This window comes from Corynebacterium sp. DNF00584 (assembly GCF_001552965.1).
GTDB classification, from domain to species: Bacteria; Actinomycetota; Actinomycetes; order Mycobacteriales; family Mycobacteriaceae; genus Corynebacterium; species Corynebacterium phoceense.
In genome coordinates this window covers 23,452-43,426 of record NZ_KQ959754.1, presented here as the reverse complement: position 1 = coordinate 43,426, position 19,975 = coordinate 23,452, and the positions used below count along the sequence as shown (strand labels likewise).

At 62.4% G+C, this 19,975-nt stretch carries 17 protein-coding genes; 6 read left to right on the top strand and 11 right to left on the bottom strand.

Features of this window, described 5'->3' with window-relative positions:
• Positions 1–76: 76 nt before the first annotated feature.
• Positions 77–1,195 carry an alkene reductase gene (locus HMPREF0307_RS07545; RefSeq protein WP_369799431.1) on the top strand — a complete coding sequence of 373 codons (1,119 nt, stop codon included), beginning with the start codon at positions 77–79 and terminating at the stop codon, positions 1,193–1,195.
• A 99-nt stretch (positions 1,196–1,294) separates the two neighbouring features.
• On the opposite strand, the gene HMPREF0307_RS07540 is transcribed toward HMPREF0307_RS07545, so the two are convergent.
• Together HMPREF0307_RS07540 and HMPREF0307_RS07535 are read right to left on the bottom strand one after the other, a co-directional pair.
• The gene (locus HMPREF0307_RS07540) at positions 1,295–2,134 is read right to left on the bottom strand and encodes a MurR/RpiR family transcriptional regulator (protein WP_066490714.1); all 840 of its coding nucleotides are present in this window, start codon (positions 2,132–2,134) and stop codon (positions 1,295–1,297) included.
• Positions 2,135–2,139: 5 nt separating this feature from the next.
• Positions 2,140–3,426, bottom strand: a complete 1,287-nt coding sequence (locus HMPREF0307_RS07535; protein WP_066490712.1) for an MFS transporter — start codon at positions 3,424–3,426, stop codon at positions 2,140–2,142.
• Positions 3,427–3,624: 198 nt separating this feature from the next.
• Between HMPREF0307_RS07535 and HMPREF0307_RS07530 the strand changes: the two genes are divergently transcribed.
• Positions 3,625–4,167 carry a hypothetical protein gene (locus tag HMPREF0307_RS07530; protein ID WP_066490710.1) on the top strand — a complete coding sequence of 181 codons (543 nt, stop codon included), beginning with the start codon at positions 3,625–3,627 and terminating at the stop codon, positions 4,165–4,167.
• Positions 4,168–4,222: 55 nt separating this feature from the next.
• Here HMPREF0307_RS07530 and HMPREF0307_RS07525 read toward each other — a convergent pair whose 3' ends face one another.
• The 3 genes from HMPREF0307_RS07525 to HMPREF0307_RS07515 form a co-directional block, all read right to left on the bottom strand.
• Entirely contained in the window at positions 4,223–5,146 is a 924-nt protein-coding gene (locus tag HMPREF0307_RS07525) for a hypothetical protein (protein WP_066490708.1), read from the bottom strand.
• Between the two features lie 171 nt (positions 5,147–5,317).
• Entirely contained in the window at positions 5,318–6,169 is an 852-nt protein-coding gene (locus tag HMPREF0307_RS07520; RefSeq protein ID WP_066490697.1) for a DNA primase, read from the bottom strand.
• 67 nt (positions 6,170–6,236) lie between these two features.
• Positions 6,237–7,931, bottom strand: a complete 1,695-nt coding sequence (locus HMPREF0307_RS07515) for a carboxylesterase/lipase family protein (RefSeq protein WP_066490691.1) — start codon at positions 7,929–7,931, stop codon at positions 6,237–6,239.
• Between the two features lie 178 nt (positions 7,932–8,109).
• Between HMPREF0307_RS07515 and HMPREF0307_RS07510 the strand changes: the two genes are divergently transcribed.
• The gene (locus HMPREF0307_RS07510; RefSeq protein WP_141681518.1) at positions 8,110–8,928 is read left to right on the top strand and encodes a hypothetical protein; all 819 of its coding nucleotides are present in this window, start codon (positions 8,110–8,112) and stop codon (positions 8,926–8,928) included.
• Between the two features lie 365 nt (positions 8,929–9,293).
• Positions 9,294–13,019 carry a multifunctional oxoglutarate decarboxylase/oxoglutarate dehydrogenase thiamine pyrophosphate-binding subunit/dihydrolipoyllysine-residue succinyltransferase subunit gene (locus HMPREF0307_RS07505; RefSeq protein ID WP_197418399.1) on the top strand — a complete coding sequence of 1,242 codons (3,726 nt, stop codon included), beginning with the start codon at positions 9,294–9,296 and terminating at the stop codon, positions 13,017–13,019.
• Between the two features lie 182 nt (positions 13,020–13,201).
• Here the strand turns inward: HMPREF0307_RS07505 and HMPREF0307_RS07500 are convergent, their stop codons facing one another.
• Complete coding sequence (locus tag HMPREF0307_RS07500) at positions 13,202–14,002, bottom strand: hypothetical protein (RefSeq protein WP_066490685.1); 801 nt, start codon at positions 14,000–14,002, stop codon at positions 13,202–13,204.
• A 94-nt stretch (positions 14,003–14,096) separates the two neighbouring features.
• Between HMPREF0307_RS07500 and HMPREF0307_RS07495 the strand changes: the two genes are divergently transcribed.
• Positions 14,097–15,227: an Mrp/NBP35 family ATP-binding protein gene (locus HMPREF0307_RS07495; RefSeq protein WP_066490683.1), complete on the top strand. Its 1,131-nt coding sequence runs from the start codon at positions 14,097–14,099 to the stop codon at positions 15,225–15,227.
• Positions 15,228–15,337: 110 nt separating this feature from the next.
• Here HMPREF0307_RS07495 and tatB read toward each other — a convergent pair whose 3' ends face one another.
• From tatB to sigE, 3 genes are all read right to left on the bottom strand, one after another.
• On the bottom strand, positions 15,338–15,868 hold the full coding sequence (tatB, locus tag HMPREF0307_RS07490) for a Sec-independent protein translocase protein TatB (RefSeq protein ID WP_066490679.1): 531 nt from the start codon (positions 15,866–15,868) through the stop codon (positions 15,338–15,340).
• A 7-nt stretch (positions 15,869–15,875) separates the two neighbouring features.
• Positions 15,876–16,289, bottom strand: a complete 414-nt coding sequence (locus HMPREF0307_RS07485) for an anti-sigma factor family protein (protein ID WP_066490670.1) — start codon at positions 16,287–16,289, stop codon at positions 15,876–15,878.
• 93 nt (positions 16,290–16,382) lie between these two features.
• A complete protein-coding gene (gene sigE / locus HMPREF0307_RS07480; protein ID WP_231725112.1) occupies positions 16,383–16,991 on the bottom strand; it encodes an RNA polymerase sigma factor SigE in 609 nt (202 codons plus the stop codon).
• Positions 16,992–17,113: 122 nt separating this feature from the next.
• Here sigE and HMPREF0307_RS07475 point away from each other — a divergent pair, with 122 nt between their 5' ends.
• Positions 17,114–17,758 (top strand): O-methyltransferase, encoded by a 645-nt coding sequence (locus HMPREF0307_RS07475; protein ID WP_066490657.1) that lies wholly within the window; start codon positions 17,114–17,116, stop codon positions 17,756–17,758.
• 530 nt (positions 17,759–18,288) lie between these two features.
• Here HMPREF0307_RS07475 and HMPREF0307_RS12955 read toward each other — a convergent pair.
• Complete coding sequence (locus HMPREF0307_RS12955; RefSeq protein WP_156435913.1) at positions 18,289–18,453, bottom strand: hypothetical protein; 165 nt, start codon at positions 18,451–18,453, stop codon at positions 18,289–18,291.
• Between the two features lie 213 nt (positions 18,454–18,666).
• Complete coding sequence (gene glgC / locus HMPREF0307_RS07470) at positions 18,667–19,884, bottom strand: glucose-1-phosphate adenylyltransferase (RefSeq protein WP_066491075.1); 1,218 nt, start codon at positions 19,882–19,884, stop codon at positions 18,667–18,669.
• Between the last annotated feature and the right edge of the window lie 91 nt (positions 19,885–19,975).

Genomic DNA, 19,975 nt, shown 5'->3' with positions numbered 1-19,975 from the left:
GGTTTCGAGAGTCCGTCGCGGCCCGCCGGGCGGTAGCCAATTCAACCGTAACCAACGCACCCGGAATAAAGCACAGATGCGCGCCGTTGTAGCCACCATGACCACGAGCGATCTGTTTAAGCCCCTGTCCCTCGGCCGTTACGAGCTGGCCAACCGCGTGACCATGGCGGCCCTCACCCGCTCCCGCGCGGGCGAGTCCGGCATCCCCACCGAGCTCCACGCGGAGTATTACTCGCAGCGTGCCAGCAACGGACTCGTCGTCACCGAGGGCACCTTCCCCGCGGTGTCCACCCGCGCCTTCCCCGGTCAGGCCGGTATCGAGACTGCAGAGCAGCAGGCCGGTTGGGCCAGGGTTGCGGACGCCGTCCACGCCAAGGGCGGCACAATCTTCATGCAGATGATGCATGCCGGCCGCCTGTCCCACACAACGCTATCGAACGGCCCGCAACCGGAGGCACCGTCCGCCATTGCCTCGGGCACCGCCGTACGCGACTTCGAGACCCGCAAAGACTGCCCGGTGCCCCGCGCCTTGGAGACCTCGGAGATCCCGCGCATCATCGAACAGTTCCGTGCCGCCGCCCGCCGCGCGGTCGACGCCGGCATTGATGGCGTCGAAATCCACGGCGCTAACGGATACCTGCTCCATGAATTCATGGGCGCCGTCTCCAACCAGCGCACGGACGAGTACGGCGGCTCGCCCGAAAACCGCGCCCGCCTGCTCATCGAGCTCACCCAGGCCCTTGTCGAGGAAATCGGCGCCGACCGCGTCGCCATCCGCCTGTCCCCCAAGATGAATGCCCAGGGGCCCATCGATCCCGAGGACAACGACGCAGAGGTCGCCGCCACCTACGGTGCCTACCTCGACGGCATCAAGGATCTGAACATCGCCTACGTATCCTTGCTCTGGGGATTCGAGGAGAACGCGCTTATCCAGAACCTTGCGGAGAAAGCCCGTGCCAACGGCACGACCCGCGTCCTCTTCAACACGGGCTTCCCCACCGTCACCCAGCTTTCCGATGCCGCCGCGCTCATCGAGCGCCCCTACGTCGACGCCGTCGTCGTAGGCCGCATGATTCTGGCTAACCCGGATCTCTCCCGCGGCTGGGAGGAGGGCCTTGAGCTCAACGAGCCGGACCCCGCCACCTTCTACGTGGGTGGCGCACATGGTTACACGGACTACCCGTTCGCTAGCTAGTTACGCTCCCGCTCACCGCTCAGCAACGCCGCCGCACTCCTCGTCTGGGGACTGCGGCAGCGTTGCTTTTATATTGTGCGCGCATGGTGCGTGCTGCGCTTAGGCCTCGAAGACGCGCTTGAGTCGATCGAGCCGGTCCTGGTATTCCTTGACGCGCTCCGCGTATCGTTCACCAATCGTCACGATGACCGAGTTGGCAATCATGAGCGGCACAGACATGGACAGCCAGCCATCGCGGGCGCCACGCGGGGACGCCAGCACGATATCCGGGATGGGCGAGAGAATCTGCAGATTATCCGTCACGAGCAGGATGCGTGCGCCAACCTTCTCCGCGTGCGCGAGGAGGTGGCGCAGCTGCCTGGAAGCTTTGCGGAACTCGAAGACGATGAGGACGTCCTTACCCGTCATGGTGAGCACAGCCTCCGCATTCTCATGCGCCGTCAGGTCGGTGAGGTCATGTACCGCAAGGCCAAAGCGGCCGAGACGGCGATAGTACATCTCAGACAACAGCGCGGAGTCGCTGCGGCCATAGATATAAATGCGCTCGCCTTCCATGATGAGATCCGCCGCAGCGTCGATATCGCGCTGCTTCACGTTCTTCGGGATGAGAATGAAGTTATCAATCTCAGACTGCACCATGTTGCCCAGCGTGGAACCATCGCGCATAGTCGCTGCCCGCGGCTTGAGCGTCTCCACGTGACCAGCAAGGAAATCAGAGTGCATGTCGCGCAGATCCGCGCGCAGCTCAAGGAAACCCTTGTAGCCGAGTTTCTTCGAGGTACGCGTCACGGCAGAGGGATGAACGCGGGCACGTGCGGCCACGTCTTCGCCGCGCCACAAGGCGGCCTCTGCTGGGTTGGATAGCAACACATCAACGATCGCGAGGTCCGACTTATTCAGGTCGGCACGATGACTCTCGACACGTTCTTGAAAACTCACGGGCGCTAGTCTAATGAAATTTTTATTTCCCAAGTAACCCGTTGGTCATTTTTTTGGTTCCGCACGCGCAGACGGCGCGGGATAACCGTTTCTAACGGCTCGCGAGCAAAGAACCAACCGCTCAGCCCCACGACGGCAATGACCGCACATAGACCAAAGGCTGCCATAAATCCCCATTCGTCCGCGAGTGCACCAATGACGATGGGGCCTAAGATTTGACCAAAGTCGCCCGCCATCTGGAATGCGGAGAGCACCTGGCCGCCAGAGCGATCGTTGCCAATAACGTCCGCGAGTGCTGCCTGCTGCGCCGGATTGATAAGGCCCGAGGCCGCGCCGGCCAACACGGAGAATACGATGAGCGAGACCACGTGGTCCGCGGACCCCAGCGTGCCCATGAAGACCCCGGAGCCCACCAGGCCACTTATGATGAGGGGCTTGCGGCCCCACCTGTCTGCCAGGCGGCCCGAGAATTGCAGAACCGTCGCATTACCCGCCGCGAACGCCGCCAGCGCGAAACCAGAAGCCGCCGCACCGTTGTGAAAGACGGATGCCGCAAACAACGGAAGCACGGAGACGCGCACGCCCATGTTGATCCACGAGTGCGCAAAGTTCGACGTCAGCGCGGCGCGAAACGCCGTGTCAGACCATGCGTCACGCACCGCCATGTGTGGCGCCTCGTGGGCACGTTCCTCCTGGGGGTCGACCTTAGGCATGAGCACCGCCACGATAAGCGCGGCAATGCCCACGCCGACGCCGTAGATAAAAAACGGCCACCGGAAGCCGAGGAACGACAAGGACGCGCCCACCAGCGGTCCGGCCACGTTACCCAAGAGGAATGCCGTGCCGTAGAGTGCCGAACACTTGCCGCGAATCGTGGGCGGCGACAAACGCACGATAAGTCCCATGGCGGAAACCGTAAACATCGTCGAGCCAATGCCCGCGATGGCGCGCAACGCGAGGATGTGCCAATAGCTTTGCGACAGAGCAACCATGCCCGTGGCAACACCCACCGTGGTAAGGCCCACGAGGTAAATCCGGCGCGAGCCCAACATATCCACGAGGCGTCCGGACGCAGGCGCAAAGAACAGCCGCGACGCGGCAAATGCAGAGACCACACAACCCGCGGCCGCCATCGACACGTCGAAGCTCACCACGAACTGCGGCAGCAGCGGCGCGATGAGCCCGTAGCCAATCGCAATCATGAACGCCGCAGCGACCATAATCCAAATCTCACGCGGTATCTTCGCCTCAATCTGCGGCTCTACCGACTGCTGCGGCTCCGGGTGCGGCATGCCAGAAGATTCCGCGACGGACTGGCGTGACGCAGACAGTTCCCTGTCGTGTTCCGAAATTTTTTCTTCCCCTTTCTTCGTGCTATTCAGTCTATCGCTCTTGGATGCGCCGCTATAGTCGCCACATTTCGAACACGATTTCGATGTTCGGCATTGTCCGGACCCGGCGTGTTGGGGCCTAGCCTTACTCTGCGAAGCATGAACACTGTTGCTGATACTCACCTTGCCATCGAACTCTCCGCCGCAGAGACCGTGTCCAAGCTGCGCACCGTGCTGCGCCACCCGCGCTCCCTTGCCCGGCCCGTCGCCAGCTGGCGTCCGCCCACACTGGCGCTGCCTGCCGTGGGGGCTGCCCCACCGCTTATCATCGCGCTCACGCGCTATCGCGTGGGCCCGGTGGCCAAGGCTCGCGTCCGCGGTTATGGCGCCACCCGCGAGCCCGCGTATCTCATCAGCGCGCGGATCACGGTTCCCACCGGACCGCTGCGTAGCGACGCCGCACTCGTCGCCGCCGAAGCATGGGTGCGCGCTGCGGTCAGCCCGGCGCCGGCACCCGCCGAAGAGGACACGTCACGCCCGGCGCTCGCAGCGGTCGACACGCCGCATGACTGCTACGGCGGAGACGCGGTGCACGAGATCACGACGTCCTCGGCCGCCACCTTTGTCTGGCTCGTGGACCGTGACTTCCGCCCGGTGCCGTCACCGTTGTCCATGTTCGAAAGCTTTGCGTCTGCGGCCTAACCAGCCACCGGCCATGGCCGCGAACCACTACCGGGGACCGCTGCCGCGCTGCGACTTAAGCCCTGTGGCGGCCTTGTGCGTCTGCGCCTAGCGCGCGAGAGCCCTCGTTGCGGGGCGTTCCTGCGGTGCCGGTAGTTTCGCGTGCGAGCTCATTCAACGCACGGCCGGCGTCCTTGACTTCTTGCTCGCTCTCAGTGAGAAGAATGCGCGACAGCCGCGGCTCGTTGCCGCTAAAGGTAAAGAAAGCCATGGGGCGCGGCGGCATATAACGCACCAGGACGAGCACGATGAGCACGCAGAACGTTTTATCAATGCTGTCGCAGATGAGGTTCTGCAAAATAGTGGCTTCCACCTCGCCCATGCGCAGCAGCACAAAGAAGTTCGCGACGGATTCCGCGTTCGGCGTCGAGTCGCCGCGTAGCGCAACGAGGACGGTAAGCGACGACAGGATGCCGTTGATCAGACCGATGAACGCACCGCGCGCCATGACGCTGCCGAGTGAGGAGAACACGGAGACGCGCGCGCAATAGCTCACGGCCAGGGCAACGAAGGCTGCGGAGACCACGTGCGGAATCATCATGGGTGCCGAGAATCCCCAAAGCACGGCGGTAAGCCCGGCGGTCGCGAGCCCGAGGATCGGTCCGCCAATGACAGTTGCGCCGATGGTGCCCAGCGTGTCGCCATAAAAAGGCAATCCCAGGCGATCGACGGACATGCCCACCACAATGTTGACGAACACGCCCATGGGCACGATGATGAACACACGGTCAGGCGCACTGCCGTATCCAGCAATGAGAAACAGTACGGTCGCGACGGCGACGAGGATGTACATCGTCTCCTCTGCCGGAATGTCATAGATGCGGTGGAGCGGGATGTCCCCTGGCCATTGAAACAATGCGACAAACCACTGGCTGGCTAGGAGCGCGACGCCCACAACAGCGAGGACGGTGCGCCACCGCGCTTGGGTCTGGAACTCCACTGTCCTGTCGTCCTCGTCTCTTATCTAGGCCATGGCGTGCCGCCGCGCCGAGTGGAACCGGCGCGGCACATACATTCGGGCTATTAGTTTTAGTTTAACGCGACGGCAGATACTTTAACGCGGCGGTCGGCACATTTCTTCAGCAGTGGCTATCCAACCCAACGCCGCAGACTAGTCACGCGTGATGTCGGTGCCCTCGGCGTCGTCGTCAGTCTCCACGTCGTCCTCGTCCTCGTCGAAGTCGTCGTCACCGTCCAGCTCGTCCGCGTCGAGATCATCGGCGCCGAAGATGTCGTAGACCTCAGGCTCGTCATAGTCGTCATCGTCGAAGGACACGAGCTGTGCTTCCCAATCGAGGGCCTGCTCGGAGACGAGTCCCAGTACGTCGAAGAGACGATCAAAGTCGGTGTACGTGCCCAGCTCGAGGGTCTCGGCGGGAATTTCGATGACGGGGCCTTCGCCCAGGCCATTGCTCAGCAGCTCGAGGCGGTCATCATCGAAGTCGTCGCCCAGCTCCCACAGCTCGTGGATGGACTCGTCTTCGAGCTCCTCAAACTCTTCTTCATCAAAATCGAAAGCCACGAAGCGCACGACGGCGCAGGGCTCGCCGTCCACGGACTCAACGAGCACGCGCAGCTCCGAGTCATTGGCGACCTCGGCGACAACGAGATTCGGGTTGAACTCGTCTTGTGCGAATTCAAGTTCCGCAATGCGCTCATCGGTGCCCTCGAGCAGATCGCGCAGCACCGTGACAACCTGGTCGGTCGCGATGTGGCGCGCCACAGCGTCGAGCGCGTCGTCCACGGAGAAGGCGACGGAGACCAAGACGGCCTCAAATTCCTCATCGTCTTCGTCGACATCCGCCGCCGCGATGTACACGTTGGCCGCCGGCAGCAGCGGATCGATCTCCTGGAACTGAATCTCCAGGTCAGAGGTGATAGGAACGAACATGATGTCATCGTGAACGCGGGACTCGATGCCCTCAGCGTCCAGTGCAGTCGCAATATCTTCAAAGAAGCTCATGGTGACCCTTTCGATTCGTGATGGCGTGCACGAGGCGGTGGCTTCCGTCCACCGTCACAGCTTACCTTTATTCCAGCGTGCCCGTGATGAATCCCAGTTGTGCCGCCAACTCTGGGCGGCCGACTCCCCACTCGCACATGTTGTAATTATCCCAGGCCACGCGGCGTTGCGAGTACGGATCCGCCTCGACACGCACCACGTCGTCGAAGACAAGAGTCTCGCGCAAGGCCAGCTGAACGCGTGCCTCCTCGCCCGCGGGCACGAGGCGATGGGCCGTATCGGCCGGGTGCGCGACCCGGTACGGTGGCCACTCTGGACCCGGTTCGCCGCCGTGGATGAAGGCGGCCCACTGGCGCTGCATGAGGACCGTGAGTTCATCGAAGCTCTCTGTCGAGCCGATACGCGTGAGCGTCGACATGCGCGAGGCCTGCGCGTCGCCGAAGACATTGGAGAGCTCAAGCGAATGCATAGCACCAAGCCCTAACCAGCGCAGCGCCACCGGCGCGAAGTCGAAACGGTACATCCATGTCGGTGCGACCAGGCTGTGTGCCTCGGCGACGCGCACAGACGGCGCCCAAAAGAGGGCATCGGCAAGCAAATGCGCAAAGTCCGCGCGCGTGGACGCGCCGTTATAGGCGGCGACGACGGCAGGCGCGCCCTCCTCGTCGAAGCTGGAGAGCAGGCGCAACGCCGCGCGCTGGCGGGCAAATTCGCGCTGAAAGAGGAACTTACCAAAACTCGCCTCATCCGAATTCGTGCCGATGAGCAGCGGCACGGGGGCCTGCTCGCCCGCCTCAAACGTATCGATGGGGTGCCGCGGCACCAGATCCCCGTCGACGGTGGGCGCGTAGCAGGAGTTGAGATGGAGAAGCTCACCCGCGCGCCACATCATGGATTGCCCCGCGCGCACGATGTCCGCGAAGTGCTGGTTCTGGACGTCCCCTAGCGTGGCCAGGCGCGGCAGGGACAGCTTGTTTACCAGCTCGCGGGCCCACAGGGTCGACTGCGTGCGCGAATGGATCATGGAAATGGGCGGCGATTGCGCAATGGCGCGGTGAAACAGCCCGCGCGCAGCCGGGGTGCCCATGAGCGTAAGCACGGCCGCACCGCCGGCGGACTCCCCCATGAGCGTGACGGAGTCCGGGTCGCCACCGAAGCTCGCAATGTTATCGCGCACCCACTTCAGCGCGAGGAGCTGGTCGCTCACGGCCGGGTTGGCGCAAGCACCCTCGGCTGCGCTGAGACTGCGCATGTCGAGGTATCCCAACGCACCGAGCCGGAAGTTCACGGAGACGTAGACGACGTTCATGGTCTGCGCGAGCTGAAAGCCACGCAGCATGAGCATGTGGGAGGAGCCGACGATAAACGAACCGCCGTGGAGATAGACGACCACGGGCAGGGTCTCGTCCGTGTCGGGGCGCACGACGTCCAAATGGAGGCAGTCCTCAGAGCCCACAATCTTGTCCGTCCACGAATACGTGGGCTGCGGGGCAACCGGCCCAAATTCGCGACAGTCACGAATGCCTTCCCACCCCTGTGCGGGGCGTGATCGCTGAAAGCGTCCCGAGCCGCTCGTATCCGCGCCAAACGGAATGCCGCGCCAGGAGCGCACGGCCGCTCCCGAAACGTCCTCATACAGACCGCGCACCCAGCCCTGCTGAGTGTGCACCGTCAAGGCATCCGCCAGCGCATTATCGGCCCTTAACTGGGCACGACGTGCGCGCGCATGAGCCTCCCGAGCGGCCCGCCGCGCCTCGGACACGGTGGGCTCATACCCATGGTCCGCTCGCGCCTGACCCGCGGCGCCACGAGGGAGCCGCGGGGGCGTGTTTTCCGGGCGGTGTGCGCGCGGTGGACGGTTGAGCGAGCTCATGCCTCCAGCGTAATTCCGTACACTCGATCCTGCGTACCAATGACAAACATGATTTAAGGAAGCGACCATGATTTCAGACAAGCTCTTTGGAAAGAAGTCCTCGACCAAGGCTGAGGTGCAGCCGCGCGACGACGGCGAGGGCACCGTCCTCACGGAGGAAGAGCGTTCCCTCAACGATTCCTTTCGCACGCAATGGGCCACGGAAAATTCTGACGGTGACAAGTTCTCCGCCATCATCTTGAGCACGCTCGACCGGGCGGTCGGTATTCAGGCCAGCACCATCTCGAAATACGTGGACGGCGTAATCGAGAAGAACCAGAACGTCTCCATGGACACCCGCCAAGGCGTTATCGATGACCACTTCCTCAAGATCGTCACGGGCACCGGCGCCGGTGCCGGCGGCGCCGCGGCCATTCCGGGTATCGGTTTCGCGACGGGTACTGCGGCGATTGCCGCGGAGTCCGTGGTCTTCCTCGAGGCCGCCACGTGGTACATCCTGGCCTCGGCTAAGCTCCGCGGCATAGCCATTGAGGACAAGGAACTGCGCCGCGCACTTGTGCTCATGGTGCTTTCCGGCTCCCGCGGCACCGCCATCGTTGACACCTTCTTCACCGAGGCTGCCGATGCCCCCGGTGCGGCCACTGCCACCCGTCCCGGTTCCCTTGCCTCGGCCGCCGCGCTCACGCGCTTTTCCGCACCGACGCTGCAGGGCCTGTCCGGCCGCCTGGCCAAGACATTCACCAAGAAGGTCGTCGGCCGCTTCAAGTGGGCATGGCTGTCCAAGCTGCTGCCGTTGGGCCTGGGCGCCGTCGCCGGCGGCATCGCCAATCGCAAGCTAGCGCGCAGAGTCATGGACAACGTACACACGCAGCTGCGTGCTCTATAAGGACCCTGCACCTCCGTTTCCACCCCGTGGCCCCAGAGCACGACCTGTGTACTACTTTCCGACTTCGTCCTGCGCTGGGTGGTGGACGCGGCACCCCCGCTTGGGCGAGCGTTCCCCACACCGTAACGAATAAGCGCAGGTTAGTGGGCGGAAATTATGCACCCACTCTAAAAGTCACCAAACGACCCCCCACTCTGTGAATGTTTCACAGTGTGGGGTTTATCATGGTGGGCAGACTATCGGCACCGGTGGGCCTTCTGCAGGCCCTTCTAGATTCCGGCCGTCGGTCCCAGCGTCGAATAAACGACCGCGATAAACGCAACTTAAATAAGCATGTAAGCAAGGAAATGAGGCGAGCATCTGCCGTGAGCAACTCGAGCATCTTCGGCCCCAACGCATGGCTGATTGACGAACAGTTCCAGCAGTATTCCAAGGACCCGAACTCCGTCGACAAGGAGTGGCGCGAGTACTTCAAGGCCAACGGCGCCCCGCAAAGCGCAACGCAGTCTCCGGCTGCCGTGAAGCAGTCCGAGGGTTCTTCCATCGAAGTCAAGCAGTCCGCGCGCGAGACCAGCACGTCTGCCGCCGCTGCCGACGCTCAGGCTTCCACGAAGAAGGCTGCACCGGCACCGGATAAGCCGGCTTCCAAGAAGTCCGCTGCGAAGAAGCCGCAGTCCCCGCTCGAGCGCATTGGCGAGGCACCGGAGCCGGGCGAGACCCAGCTCAAGGGCATGTTCAAGGCCATCGCCAAGAACATGGACGAGTCTCTGACCATCCCCACGGCCACCACCGTGCGTGATATGCCGGTCAAGCTCATGTGGGAAAACCGCGCGCTCATCAACGATCACCTCAAGCGCACCCGCGGCGGCAAGATCTCCTTTACCCATATCCTCGGCTACGCCATGGTCAAGGCCGTACAGATCCACCCGGCCATGAACGTGCGTTACGAAAACAAGGACGGCAAGCCTTTCGTTATTCAGCCCGAGCACGTCAACTTGGGTCTAGCCATCGACCTTCCACAGAAGGACGGATCCCGCGCCCTCGTCGTTGCCGCCATCAAGGACTGCGAGCACAAGTCCTTCGCCGAGTTCCTCGACGCCTACGAGGACATCGTCGCGCGTTCCCGCAAGAACAAGCTGACCATGGATGACTTCTCGGGCGTGACCATCAACCTCACCAACCCGGGCGGCATTGGTACCCGCCACTCCATCGCCCGCCTCACCAAGGGTTCTGGCGCGATTATCGGTGTCGGTTCGATGGATTACCCGGCCGAGTTCGCTGGTGCCTCTGCAGACCGCCTCGCTGAACTGGGCGTAGGCCGCCTCGTCACCCTGACCTCCACCTACGACCACCGTGTCATCCAGGGTGCGGAGTCCGGCGAGTTCCTGCGCACCATCGGCCAGCTCATCAATGATGACGCCTTCTGGGATGAAATCTTCAAGTCCATGGGCGTGCCCTACGCTCCGTTCCGCTGGGCACAGGACGTGCCGAACACCGGCGTGGACAAGAACACCCGCGTCATGCAGCTCATCGAGGCCTACCGCTCCCGCGGTCACCTCATTGCAGACGTCAACCCGCTGAATTGGCGCCAGCCGGGCCTGCCTTGGCCGGATCACCGCGACCTGGACATGCGCACCCATGGCCTGAGCATCTGGGATTTGGACCGCACCTTCAACGTCGGCGGCTTCGGCGGCAAGGAGCAGATGACGCTGCGCGAGGTGCTCTCCCGCCTGCGCGCTGCCTACACCCTCAAGGTTGGCTCCGAGTACGCCCACATCATGGACCGCGACGAACGCGAGTGGCTGCGCGACCGCCTCGAGGCTGGCGTCCCGAAGCCCACCAACGCTGAGCAGAAGTACATCCTGCAGAAGGTCAACGCGGCAGAAGCCTTCGAGAACTTCCTGCAGACCAAGTACGTGGGCCAGAAGCGCTTCTCGCTGGAGGGCGCCGAGTCGCTCATCCCGCTCATGGACTCCATCATCGACACCGCTGCAGGCCAGGACCTCGACGAGGTCGTCATCGGCATGCCGCACCGTGGTCGCCTCAACGTCCTGTTCAACATCGTGGGCAAGCCGCTGGCCGACATCTTCGATGAGTTCGACGGCAAGTACAAGGAAGGCCAGCTCGGCGGCTCCGGCGACGTCAAGTACCACCTCGGCGCCGAGGGCGAGCACTACCAGATGTTCGGCGACGGCGACATCAAGATCACCCTTGCCGCCAACCCGTCCCACCTCGAGGCCGTTGACCCAGTCATGGAGGGCATGGCCCGCGCGAAGGAAGACCTTCTGGGCAAGCCGGGCGAGCACCCCGTCGTGCCGATCATGCTCCACGGCGATTCATCCTTCAACGGTCTGGGCATTGTCCAGGAGACCATCAACCTCTCCCGCCTGCAGCCCTACACCGTGGGCGGCACCGTCCACATCGTCGTCAACAACCAGGTGGGCTTCACCACCACCCCGGACCTGGCGCGTTCCACCCACTACTCCACCGACCTCGCCAAGGGCTTCGACTGCCCAGTCTTCCACGTCAACGGCGACGACCCGGAGGCTGTCTACTGGGTGGGCCAGCTGGCCGCTGAGTACCGCCACGCATGGGGCAAGGACGTCTTCATCGACCTCATCTGCTACCGCCTGCGCGGCCACAATGAGGCGGACGATCCGTCTATGACGCAGCCGCTGCTCTACGACATCATCGACGACCACACCTCCGTGCGTGAGCGCTACACCCAGGAGCTCATTGGCCGCGGCGACCTCTCCGACGAAGAGGCAGAGGCAGCAGCACGCGACTTCCACGACCAGATGGAGTCCGTCTTCACCGAGGTCAAGGCCGCGGAGAAGGCGAAGCCGAAGCAGCAGACCGGCATCACCGGATCCCAGGAGCTCACCCGCGGTCTCGACACGTCCATCACCCGCGACGAGCTCGCCGCGCTGGGCCAGGCCTTCCTCGATACCCCGGAGGGCTTCCAGTACCACAAGCGCGTGGCCAAAGTGGCCGAGCAGCGTGCAAAGGCCGCCATCGAAGGCGGTATCGACTGGGGCTTCGGCGAGCTCATCGCCTTCGGCTCCCTCGCTAACGCCGGTAAGACCATCCGCCTCGCTGGTGAGGATTCCCGCCGCGGTACCTTCACCCAGCGCCACGCGGTCGTCTTCGACCCGACCTCTGGTGACGAGTTCAACCCGCTTGACGCTCTCGCTAACGAGCGCGGCAACGGCGGCTCCTTCAACGTCTTCAACTCTGCGCTGACCGAATACGCCGGCATGGGCTTCGAGTACGGCTACGGCCTGGGCAACCCCGACGCCGTCGTCGCATGGGAGGCACAGTTCGGTGACTTCGCCAACGGCGCACAGACCATCATCGACGAGTACGTCTCCTCCGGCGAGGCCAAGTGGGGTCTGCTCAGCTCGCTCATCCTCCTCCTGCCGCACGGCTACGAGGGCCAGGGCCCTGACCACTCCTCCGCCCGTATCGAGCGCTACCTGCAGCTGTGTGCTGAGGGTTCCATGACCGTGGCTCAGCCGTCTACCCCGGCTAACCACTTCCACCTCCTGCGCCGCCAGGCACTCGGTGACATGAAGCGCCCGCTCGTTATCTTCTCCCCGAAGGCCATGCTGCGCCTCAAGGACGCGGCTTCCTCCGTCGAGGAATTCACCGAAGTCAAGAAGTTCCGCTCGGTCATCAACGACCCGAAGTACTTCGACCTGCAGGGTGAGAAGATTGCGGATACCTCCAAGGTCAAGACCATCATGCTCGTCTCCGGCAAGCTCTACTACGACCTTGCTAAGAAGCGCGACAAGGATGGCCGCGAGGACGTCGCTCTCGTGCGCGTGGAAATGCTCCACCCGATCCCGTTCAACCGTCTGCGCGAGGCCTTCGCTGCATATCCGAACGCGGAGCAGATTCGCTTCGTCCAGGCTGAGCCGGCCAACCAGGGTCCGTGGCCGTTCTACAACGAGCACCTGCGTCGCCTCATCCCGGATATGCCGGAGATGGTGCGCGTGTCCCGCCGCGCTCAGTCCTCGACTGCAACCGGTAACGCCAAGGTCCACGCCATTGAGCATGACCAGCTGCTTGAGGAAGCCTTCGCGAAGTAAGGTTCTTCCCTCCTAGCACGACGCCCCGCTGACAGCTCCCCCGCTGTCGCCGGGGCGTCGGTGTTTTTCACGTCCCCGCCACGCACAAATCCGCTCGCCCACACCATGGACGAGCGGATATCTCTAGCGGCATCTAGCCCGCGCACAGCCGCGCCGCAGGTCTCAGCAACTAAGCCGCCACGCTACTTCAACGTCGAGCCGCCTGTATCGCCAGACCCCGACCCAGCGCCGGCGTTGGCGCCGGCATCCCCGCCCGCGCCGCCGTCGCTCGTGCCGCTGCCTTCCGAACTACCGCTTGTGTCTCCTGGGTTCGACGTGGAGGTGTTAAGCCAGTGCTCCACCGTCTGGCTCACGCTGCCTGTGCGGTCAGCCTCCTCCACCAGGTCGTCGAGGTCCTCGGTGGTGAGATACTTCGTCACCGAGGCAATCTCAAAACGCTCGTCCCGATCAAGCAGATCTTTAGCGTAGATAGGTACAAAGTTCTGAGGCAGATCGACCTTTTCTTGATCTTTGCAGCCCGGTGCGGACGAAGGATCCACGGTTGTCAGCACCGTGGGCAGAGCATTCATCATCGCGATGTGCGTCTCTGCAAGGAAGTCCCGGTCCGTCTCGTCACCGGCCTCCTCGCGTTCCTTCTCTAGGCGCTTGGCCGTGGGCATATCGAAGCCCGCGAGCGCGTTGCCGGTACATGCCACGAGGAAATTCGAGTTTCCCTCTTCCAATTCATCCACGCGGGAGCTGCTATCCGGCATCTGCTCATGCACGAGGCTGGCAGAGCGCCCCTCCTCCCCGAGGGTCTGGATATAGATTTCTCCGAGCACGAGCTGCTCGGGGGAATCAGGGGCCACCGCGATGCGCACTTGTGCCCGAGACAGTTCAGATGCCTCAGGCAACGGCTCCTGGCACGCGCACGCGCTCACCCCTGCCGTGCTCGCTGCCACCGCTGTGAGAGCCACAAGTCGGCGGGCAAAACGTGTATGCATGAACGGGGCTCCTTGTCGCGAGATCAGCTCGAATCCAGGTGGTACGGGTGACCAGTTTACACGGGTAGATCCGGGACTAAGATGGGTAGCTGATATGACTAACGCAATTGAAGAATCCCACGTACGCGAGGCACTGTCCCGCGTCGAGGACCCCGAAATCGGTCGCCCGATTACCGAGCTGGACATGGTGAAATCCATCGCCATTGACGGCAACGATGTCGCGGTCGAGATCTACCTCACCATCGCTGGCTGCCCCATGAAAAACACCATCGAACAGAACACCCGCGCGGTGCTCGAAGACCTCGAGGGCGTGGGCACCGTGACCGTGACTATGGACGCGATGAATGACGACCAACGTCGTGCCCTCAAGAAAAAGCTGCGCGGTGGCCAGGCCGAGCCCGAAATCCCCTTCGCCAAGCCGAATTCCACGACGCGCGTCTTCGCCGTGGCTTCCGGCAAAGGCGGCGTGGGCAAGTCGTCCATGACGGCCAATCTGGGCGCCGCGCTCGCTGCCCGCGGCCTCAAGGTTGGCATCGTCGATGCCGATATTTACGGCCACTCCATCCCCGGTCTCCTGGGCAATATGGAACCGCCCACGGTCATCGATGAGGAAATGCTGCTGCCGCCGATCGCGCACGGCCTCAAGTTCATCTCCATCGGCCAGTTCATCGAGGGCAATGCCCCCATCGTGTGGCGCGGCCCTATGCTCCACCGCGCGCTTCAGCAGTTCCTGGGCGATGTCTTCTGGGGCGATCTTGACGTCCTTCTCCTCGACTTGCCGCCGGGTACCGGCGATGTCGCGCTGTCGGTCGCACAGCTCATCCCCAACGCGGAGCTCCTCGTCGTCACCACGCCGCAGGCAGCCGCCGCTGAGGTCGCTGAGCGTGCCGGCTCGATGGCGCAGCAGACCGGCCAGCGTGTCGCCGGAGTCGTGGAGAACATGTCTGCCATGGTGATGCCGGATGGCTCCACGATGGAGATCTTCGGCGCAGGCGGCGGCCATACCGTCGCCAATCGCCTGAGCACGCTCCTTGGCGCCGACGTTCCGCTGCTCGGTCAGATCCCGCTGGATCCGGCCCTGCGCACCAATGGCGATGAAGGAACCCCCGTAGTCGTTGCGGCGCCTGAGTCCCCCGCCGGAGCCGCGCTTGCCGATGTCGCCTCGAAGCTCGTCGTCCGCAAGGACTCGCTCGCTGGCAAGTCTTTGGGTCTCGGCGTGAAGTAGACCGCACGAGATAAAGCCTCGCGAACACTGTACCGAGAGTTCACGGGGCCTTTTCTTCTATGTTCTTGTTCCCTATGGTTGTTCCCTGTGGTTGTTCTCTGCGCCTACGGCTAGGTGATATCCGCCCACGAGAAGCCACCACCGCTGCTGTAATCGCCGCCATTCTGGCTGCGCTGCTGCGGGTTCTGCGGTGACTGCGCAGGATTCTGGGCCGGGTTCTGAGCGGGATTTTGGGGCGCCTGAGCCGCGCCCGGTCCCTGATATCCCTGGGCGCCGCCCTGATTCGGCTGTGCGCCTGCAGCAGGCTGTCCGGGCTCCTGGTGACGCGAAGGCTTGCGCGGGTCGAAGTCATCCCAGGCGGAATCGTCGCCATCAAAGAGTGCCTTAGTAATCGCCGCCCGCGGACCCATGCGGCCCCACTCCGCAGCCGTATTGATGGGACCACGCAGAGCGTCAAACTCTTGGCCCAAGCTGCTCATCTCGCCATTAAGTTCCGCCTTGGCACTATTGATAGCCTTGCGCGCAGCATAGATGGCAGCGCGCACGTCCTGAATCACACCAGGCAGGCGCTCGGGGCCAATGACCAAAACAGCAATAATGGCGATGACGAAAATTTCGCCCCACCCGATATTGGAAAACACGCGTTCTTTACCTTCTCATTGCGCGACGCAGCGTGTCGAGCTTATCCAAAAAGTCTTGTTTAGGAGTACACGCCAGCTCTTCCCCATTGGGCCCGGAGCCCTGGGGCGACGACGCAATATTCGTGAGCCGTGCGACGAGGCTTTGCGGGATATGCACATCCTTGCTGCGTTGTCGGACCCACTCGGCTGCGCCACGTTGCCGCTCAATCTCGCCACGGCATTCCGGGCAGTGCACGAGGTGCACCCGAACACGATGTTGCGACTTCGGGCCCATCTCACCATCGACAAATGCAACGACGGCTTCTGGACCGAGGTGACCAATGGAATCGTAACGTCGCGCTTTTGCTTTCAGCTTGTCTACCGTGCGCTGGCGCACTGCGCGTGCGCCGCCGAGCGACACGGTTGCGGCGTGGTTCTTCATGGCCACCTCCTTTATCCAAGCGGGTGAATGAATCGGGTCCGCAGCGCTCGTGCTGGCGGGCGTGTGTACGTCTCCAGCCTAGCGCGCTGAACGCTACCGCGTGCGAAGCAAAATGCGTGCGTCAGAATCGTTGACGGCCGCGGCTTCGAGTGAGGCGCGCAGCTGCGAGCGCCCACGGTGGATACGCGAACGAACCGTACCCATCTTGACGCCCAGCGTTTCTGCGATTTCGTCGTAGCTCATTCCTACGACGTCACACAGAACGACAGCGACGCGGAAGTCGGGACTCAGCTCATCGAGTGCACGCTGCAGCGCAGGGTCGAGGTTTGCCACGGCGTAAGCCTGCTCCGGGGTCATATCTTCGCCCGGGACGCGGTCATAGTCCTCCGGCAGCGCCTCCATGCGGATCTTGCTGCGATGGCGCACCATGTCGAGGAAGAGGTTGGTAGTGATGCGGTGTAACCAGCCCTCAAAGGTTCCGGCCTTGTACTTATCCAAGGAGCGGAAGACGCGCATAAACGTTTCCTGGGTGAGGTCTTCCGCATCATGTTGATTACCGGAAAGGCGGTAGGCCAATCGGTACACGCTATCCGCGTGTTCTGCGACGAGTTCCTCCCAGGTGGGCATGCTGGCCTCGCCCGCGTCAAAGGCAGCGGTCCCGTGAAGCTGGTCCGAATAATGGTCTGCCATTGCGCGTTTCATGCATTTCATTGTGCTATATCCGTGCTCCAAAAGCCAGATATCGAGCTGCTAATCCACTGTGAATGGTCCTGTGCACGACCTGCCAGCCCCGCGCACCGGCTTGGACCGCTAGGATAAGCACTGTGACTTCTACTGCATATAATGCCCTGCTTGACTACATCGACACGACCACTGAGCGCTCGGAGGCGCTGCGTGCCGCCTACGCGCATGCGGAGGAATTCTCGCTTCCCGCCCCGGGTGTTGCTGTAGGTCAGCTCCTTGCCACTCTTACTGCTGGCGGCGTGCACGCGGAGAAGCCGCAGGCGATTGCCATTACTCCGGCAGTTTCCGTAGCAGGTCTCTATCTGCTCGAGGGCCTACCTGAAGGCGGCATCCTTTCGTGCATCGACCCAGAGGCTGAGCACCAAGCCAACGCCAAGCAATTGTTCCGCACGGCAGGCCACCCTACCTCGCGCGTGCGCTTCCTCCCGTCGCGTCCCCTCGATGTCATCGGCCGCCTCGCCAACGAGTCCTACCACGTCATTTACGCTGATGTTCCCACCATGGATCTGCAGGCTTTAACGAAGGCCGCGTGGCCGCTGCTCACACACGGCGGCACGCTCGTCCTTGCTGGAGCATTGCTCGACGGAACACTGGCCGATACCTCACGGACAGATCGCACCACGACTGCTGCGCGCGAAGCCGATGAGTTCGCACGGTCACTGGAGGACGCTGTCATTACGCGTCTGCCCCTCGAATCCGGTATCACGCTGGTTACCAAGCGTTAAGAGCTGGGTCGCGGTAAGCGCCCCGCTGTCACCGTCGGCGCACAAAGCACAAAGACCTCGCTGTTCCGATAAGCAACCGTGAGGTCTTTGTGTACCCACGCTAGAGGCGCAAAGCGTTGAGCAGCCACGCGGGCACTTCACCGCTCACGCCAAAACGGTGCCGATGAGGAAAGTAAGCACCGCGCTGCGAAGACCAGAATGTCAAATCCGGCGGGCATCAGCGTCTCTTTATGGTTCGAGGACTTATCAGAGTCAAGATCCGCACTTGGCGTTCTGCCACTGCCGAGCTGCCGGCCGCTTGTTGTTAAGCTCGCACTACTGCTTCTGCGCGAGAATTCTCCGCAGCGCGTTCCACTTCGCTCAAGTCGGTGCCATCAGCCGCGCGATCCATGCAGCGGCCCTGGCCCTCCTAGCCAACCCCGATCTCCCCCTCGTTTGCACCGGATTGTCTTCTATCTCCGCCGCTTGTGCCTGCGCTCAAGTCTGATCACGCAACATGGCACTGAAACGTTCTCCACCCGATTGCGTGGTTACCGTGCTGCACGGTCCATGCTGCCGGGAGCGGACGCGACAGCGGCGGTGTCACGGACAGCATCCTTGTCAAAGGCCTGGGGAACCGCCGCCGAACCGCCGACCACGATGGTCAAGGCCGTCGCAAAGGCGACGACTGATTTGAAGACGGTATCAAACTGCATTGCTTTCATAATTCCCCGCTATGTTGACTACTCTATGCGCGTTTTATTCGTAAACCACGACCAGATTAACTGATAGTGTTATAAGAAAGCAACCTTTTTGTTACGTAATCGCTGTGAGATCAAACAAGACCCGCACGGGGCGGGCCTTGTCGCTGAAGCACTACCGTGGCACGGTCGTTACCCGTGCATCACCTGGCGTATTTCCATGCCGTTTTACACCGTCTCGTTCTTGCCCACGACCACTACGCCGCCGGCAGATACGGTGTACTTCTCCTCGTCACGCTCACGGTCAACGCCGATAATGGCGCCATCGGAGATAACGACGTTCTTGTCAATAATGGCGTGGCGCACGACAGCACCCTTTCCTACGCGCACGCCTGGCATGAGAACCGACCCCTCAACAGTCGCGCCGTCTGCCACGTGAACGTCGGACGCGAGCACCGAGTTGCGCACCGTACCGCCCGAGATGATGCAGCCCGCGGCAACCATGGAAGCCTGCGCGATACCGTTCTGCACGAACTTCGCCGGCGGCAGGTTCGTCGCATCCGTCGAGTGGATGGGCCACTGTGAGTTGTACAGGTTGAAGATGGGCAGCACAGAGATGAGATCCATGTGTGCCTCGTAGAAAGAGTCGATGGTACCGACGTCGCGCCAGTAACCGTGGTCGCGTTCGGTTGCACCCGGAACCTCGTTCGACATGAAGTCGTAAACGTGGGCCTGGCCGCGCTCGACGAAGTACGGAATGATGTCGCCACCCATATCGTGCGCTGAGTTCTCGTTCTTCTCGTCTTCCAGAAGTGCCTGCTTAAGCGCAGAGGCAGTAAAGACGTAGTTACCCATCGAGGCGTAGGTCATATTCGGATCATCCGGCGTAGACGGCGGGTTGTCCGGCTTCTCCACGAATTCCGTGATGGTTCCCATGCCGTCAGCCTCGATGCAGCCAAAGGCCGTCGCTTCCGAACGCGGAACGCGAATGCCTGCCACGGAGCAATCCAGTCCGGTCGCGATGTGTTCCTCGACCATCTGGGACGGATCCATGCGGTAGACGTGGTCCGCACCGAAGACGATGACGTAATCCGGCTTCTCATCGTTAATGAGGTTGAGCGACTGCACGATGGCGTCTGCCGAGCCGTTGTACCAGCGCTTACCGCGACGCTGCTGTGCCGGGACCGAAGCGATGTACTGCGGGGTCGGACCCGACAGGTTCCACGCCTGGGAGATGTGACGGTCGAGCGAGTGAGACTTGTACTGGGTCAGCACGGCAATTTTGAGGTAACCGGCGTTGACCAAGTTGGAAAGAACGAAGTCGATAAGACGGTAGGCACCGCCAAAGGGGACGGCGGGCTTGGCGCGATCTTCAGTGAGGGGAAAGAGGCGTTTTCCTTCGCCACCGGCGAGAACAATGGCTAGAACTTTAGGCTGGGATTTCACATCTCCCAACTTATCCATGCTTTGCCTTTTTGTCATTGAAAATATGCGCGAATTCATGTGATGTTTACACAGGCACCCCCGAGGCCACAAG

Excerpts from the sequence above, each read along its gene's own strand:
- HMPREF0307_RS12955 (WP_156435913.1), bottom strand. The coding sequence starts at position 18,453 with ATGCAGTTTGATACCGTCTTCAAATCAGTCGTCGCCTTTGCGACGGCC.
- HMPREF0307_RS07495 (WP_066490683.1), top strand. The coding sequence starts at position 14,097 with ATGACTAACGCAATTGAAGAATCCCACGTACGCGAGGCACTGTCCCGC.
- HMPREF0307_RS07510 (WP_141681518.1), top strand. The coding sequence starts at position 8,110 with ATGATTTCAGACAAGCTCTTTGGAAAGAAGTCCTCGACCAAGGCTGAG.
- HMPREF0307_RS07520 (WP_066490697.1), bottom strand. The coding sequence starts at position 6,169 with ATGAGCTTCTTTGAAGATATTGCGACTGCACTGGACGCTGAGGGCATC.
- HMPREF0307_RS07485 (WP_066490670.1), bottom strand. The coding sequence starts at position 16,289 with ATGAAGAACCACGCCGCAACCGTGTCGCTCGGCGGCGCACGCGCAGTG.
- HMPREF0307_RS07545 (WP_369799431.1), top strand. The coding sequence starts at position 77 with ATGCGCGCCGTTGTAGCCACCATGACCACGAGCGATCTGTTTAAGCCC.
- HMPREF0307_RS07535 (WP_066490712.1), bottom strand. The coding sequence starts at position 3,426 with ATGCCGCACCCGGAGCCGCAGCAGTCGGTAGAGCCGCAGATTGAGGCG.
- HMPREF0307_RS07530 (WP_066490710.1), top strand. The coding sequence starts at position 3,625 with ATGAACACTGTTGCTGATACTCACCTTGCCATCGAACTCTCCGCCGCA.
- sigE (WP_231725112.1), bottom strand. The coding sequence starts at position 16,991 with ATGAAACGCGCAATGGCAGACCATTATTCGGACCAGCTTCACGGGACC.
- HMPREF0307_RS07500 (WP_066490685.1), bottom strand. The coding sequence starts at position 14,002 with ATGCATACACGTTTTGCCCGCCGACTTGTGGCTCTCACAGCGGTGGCA.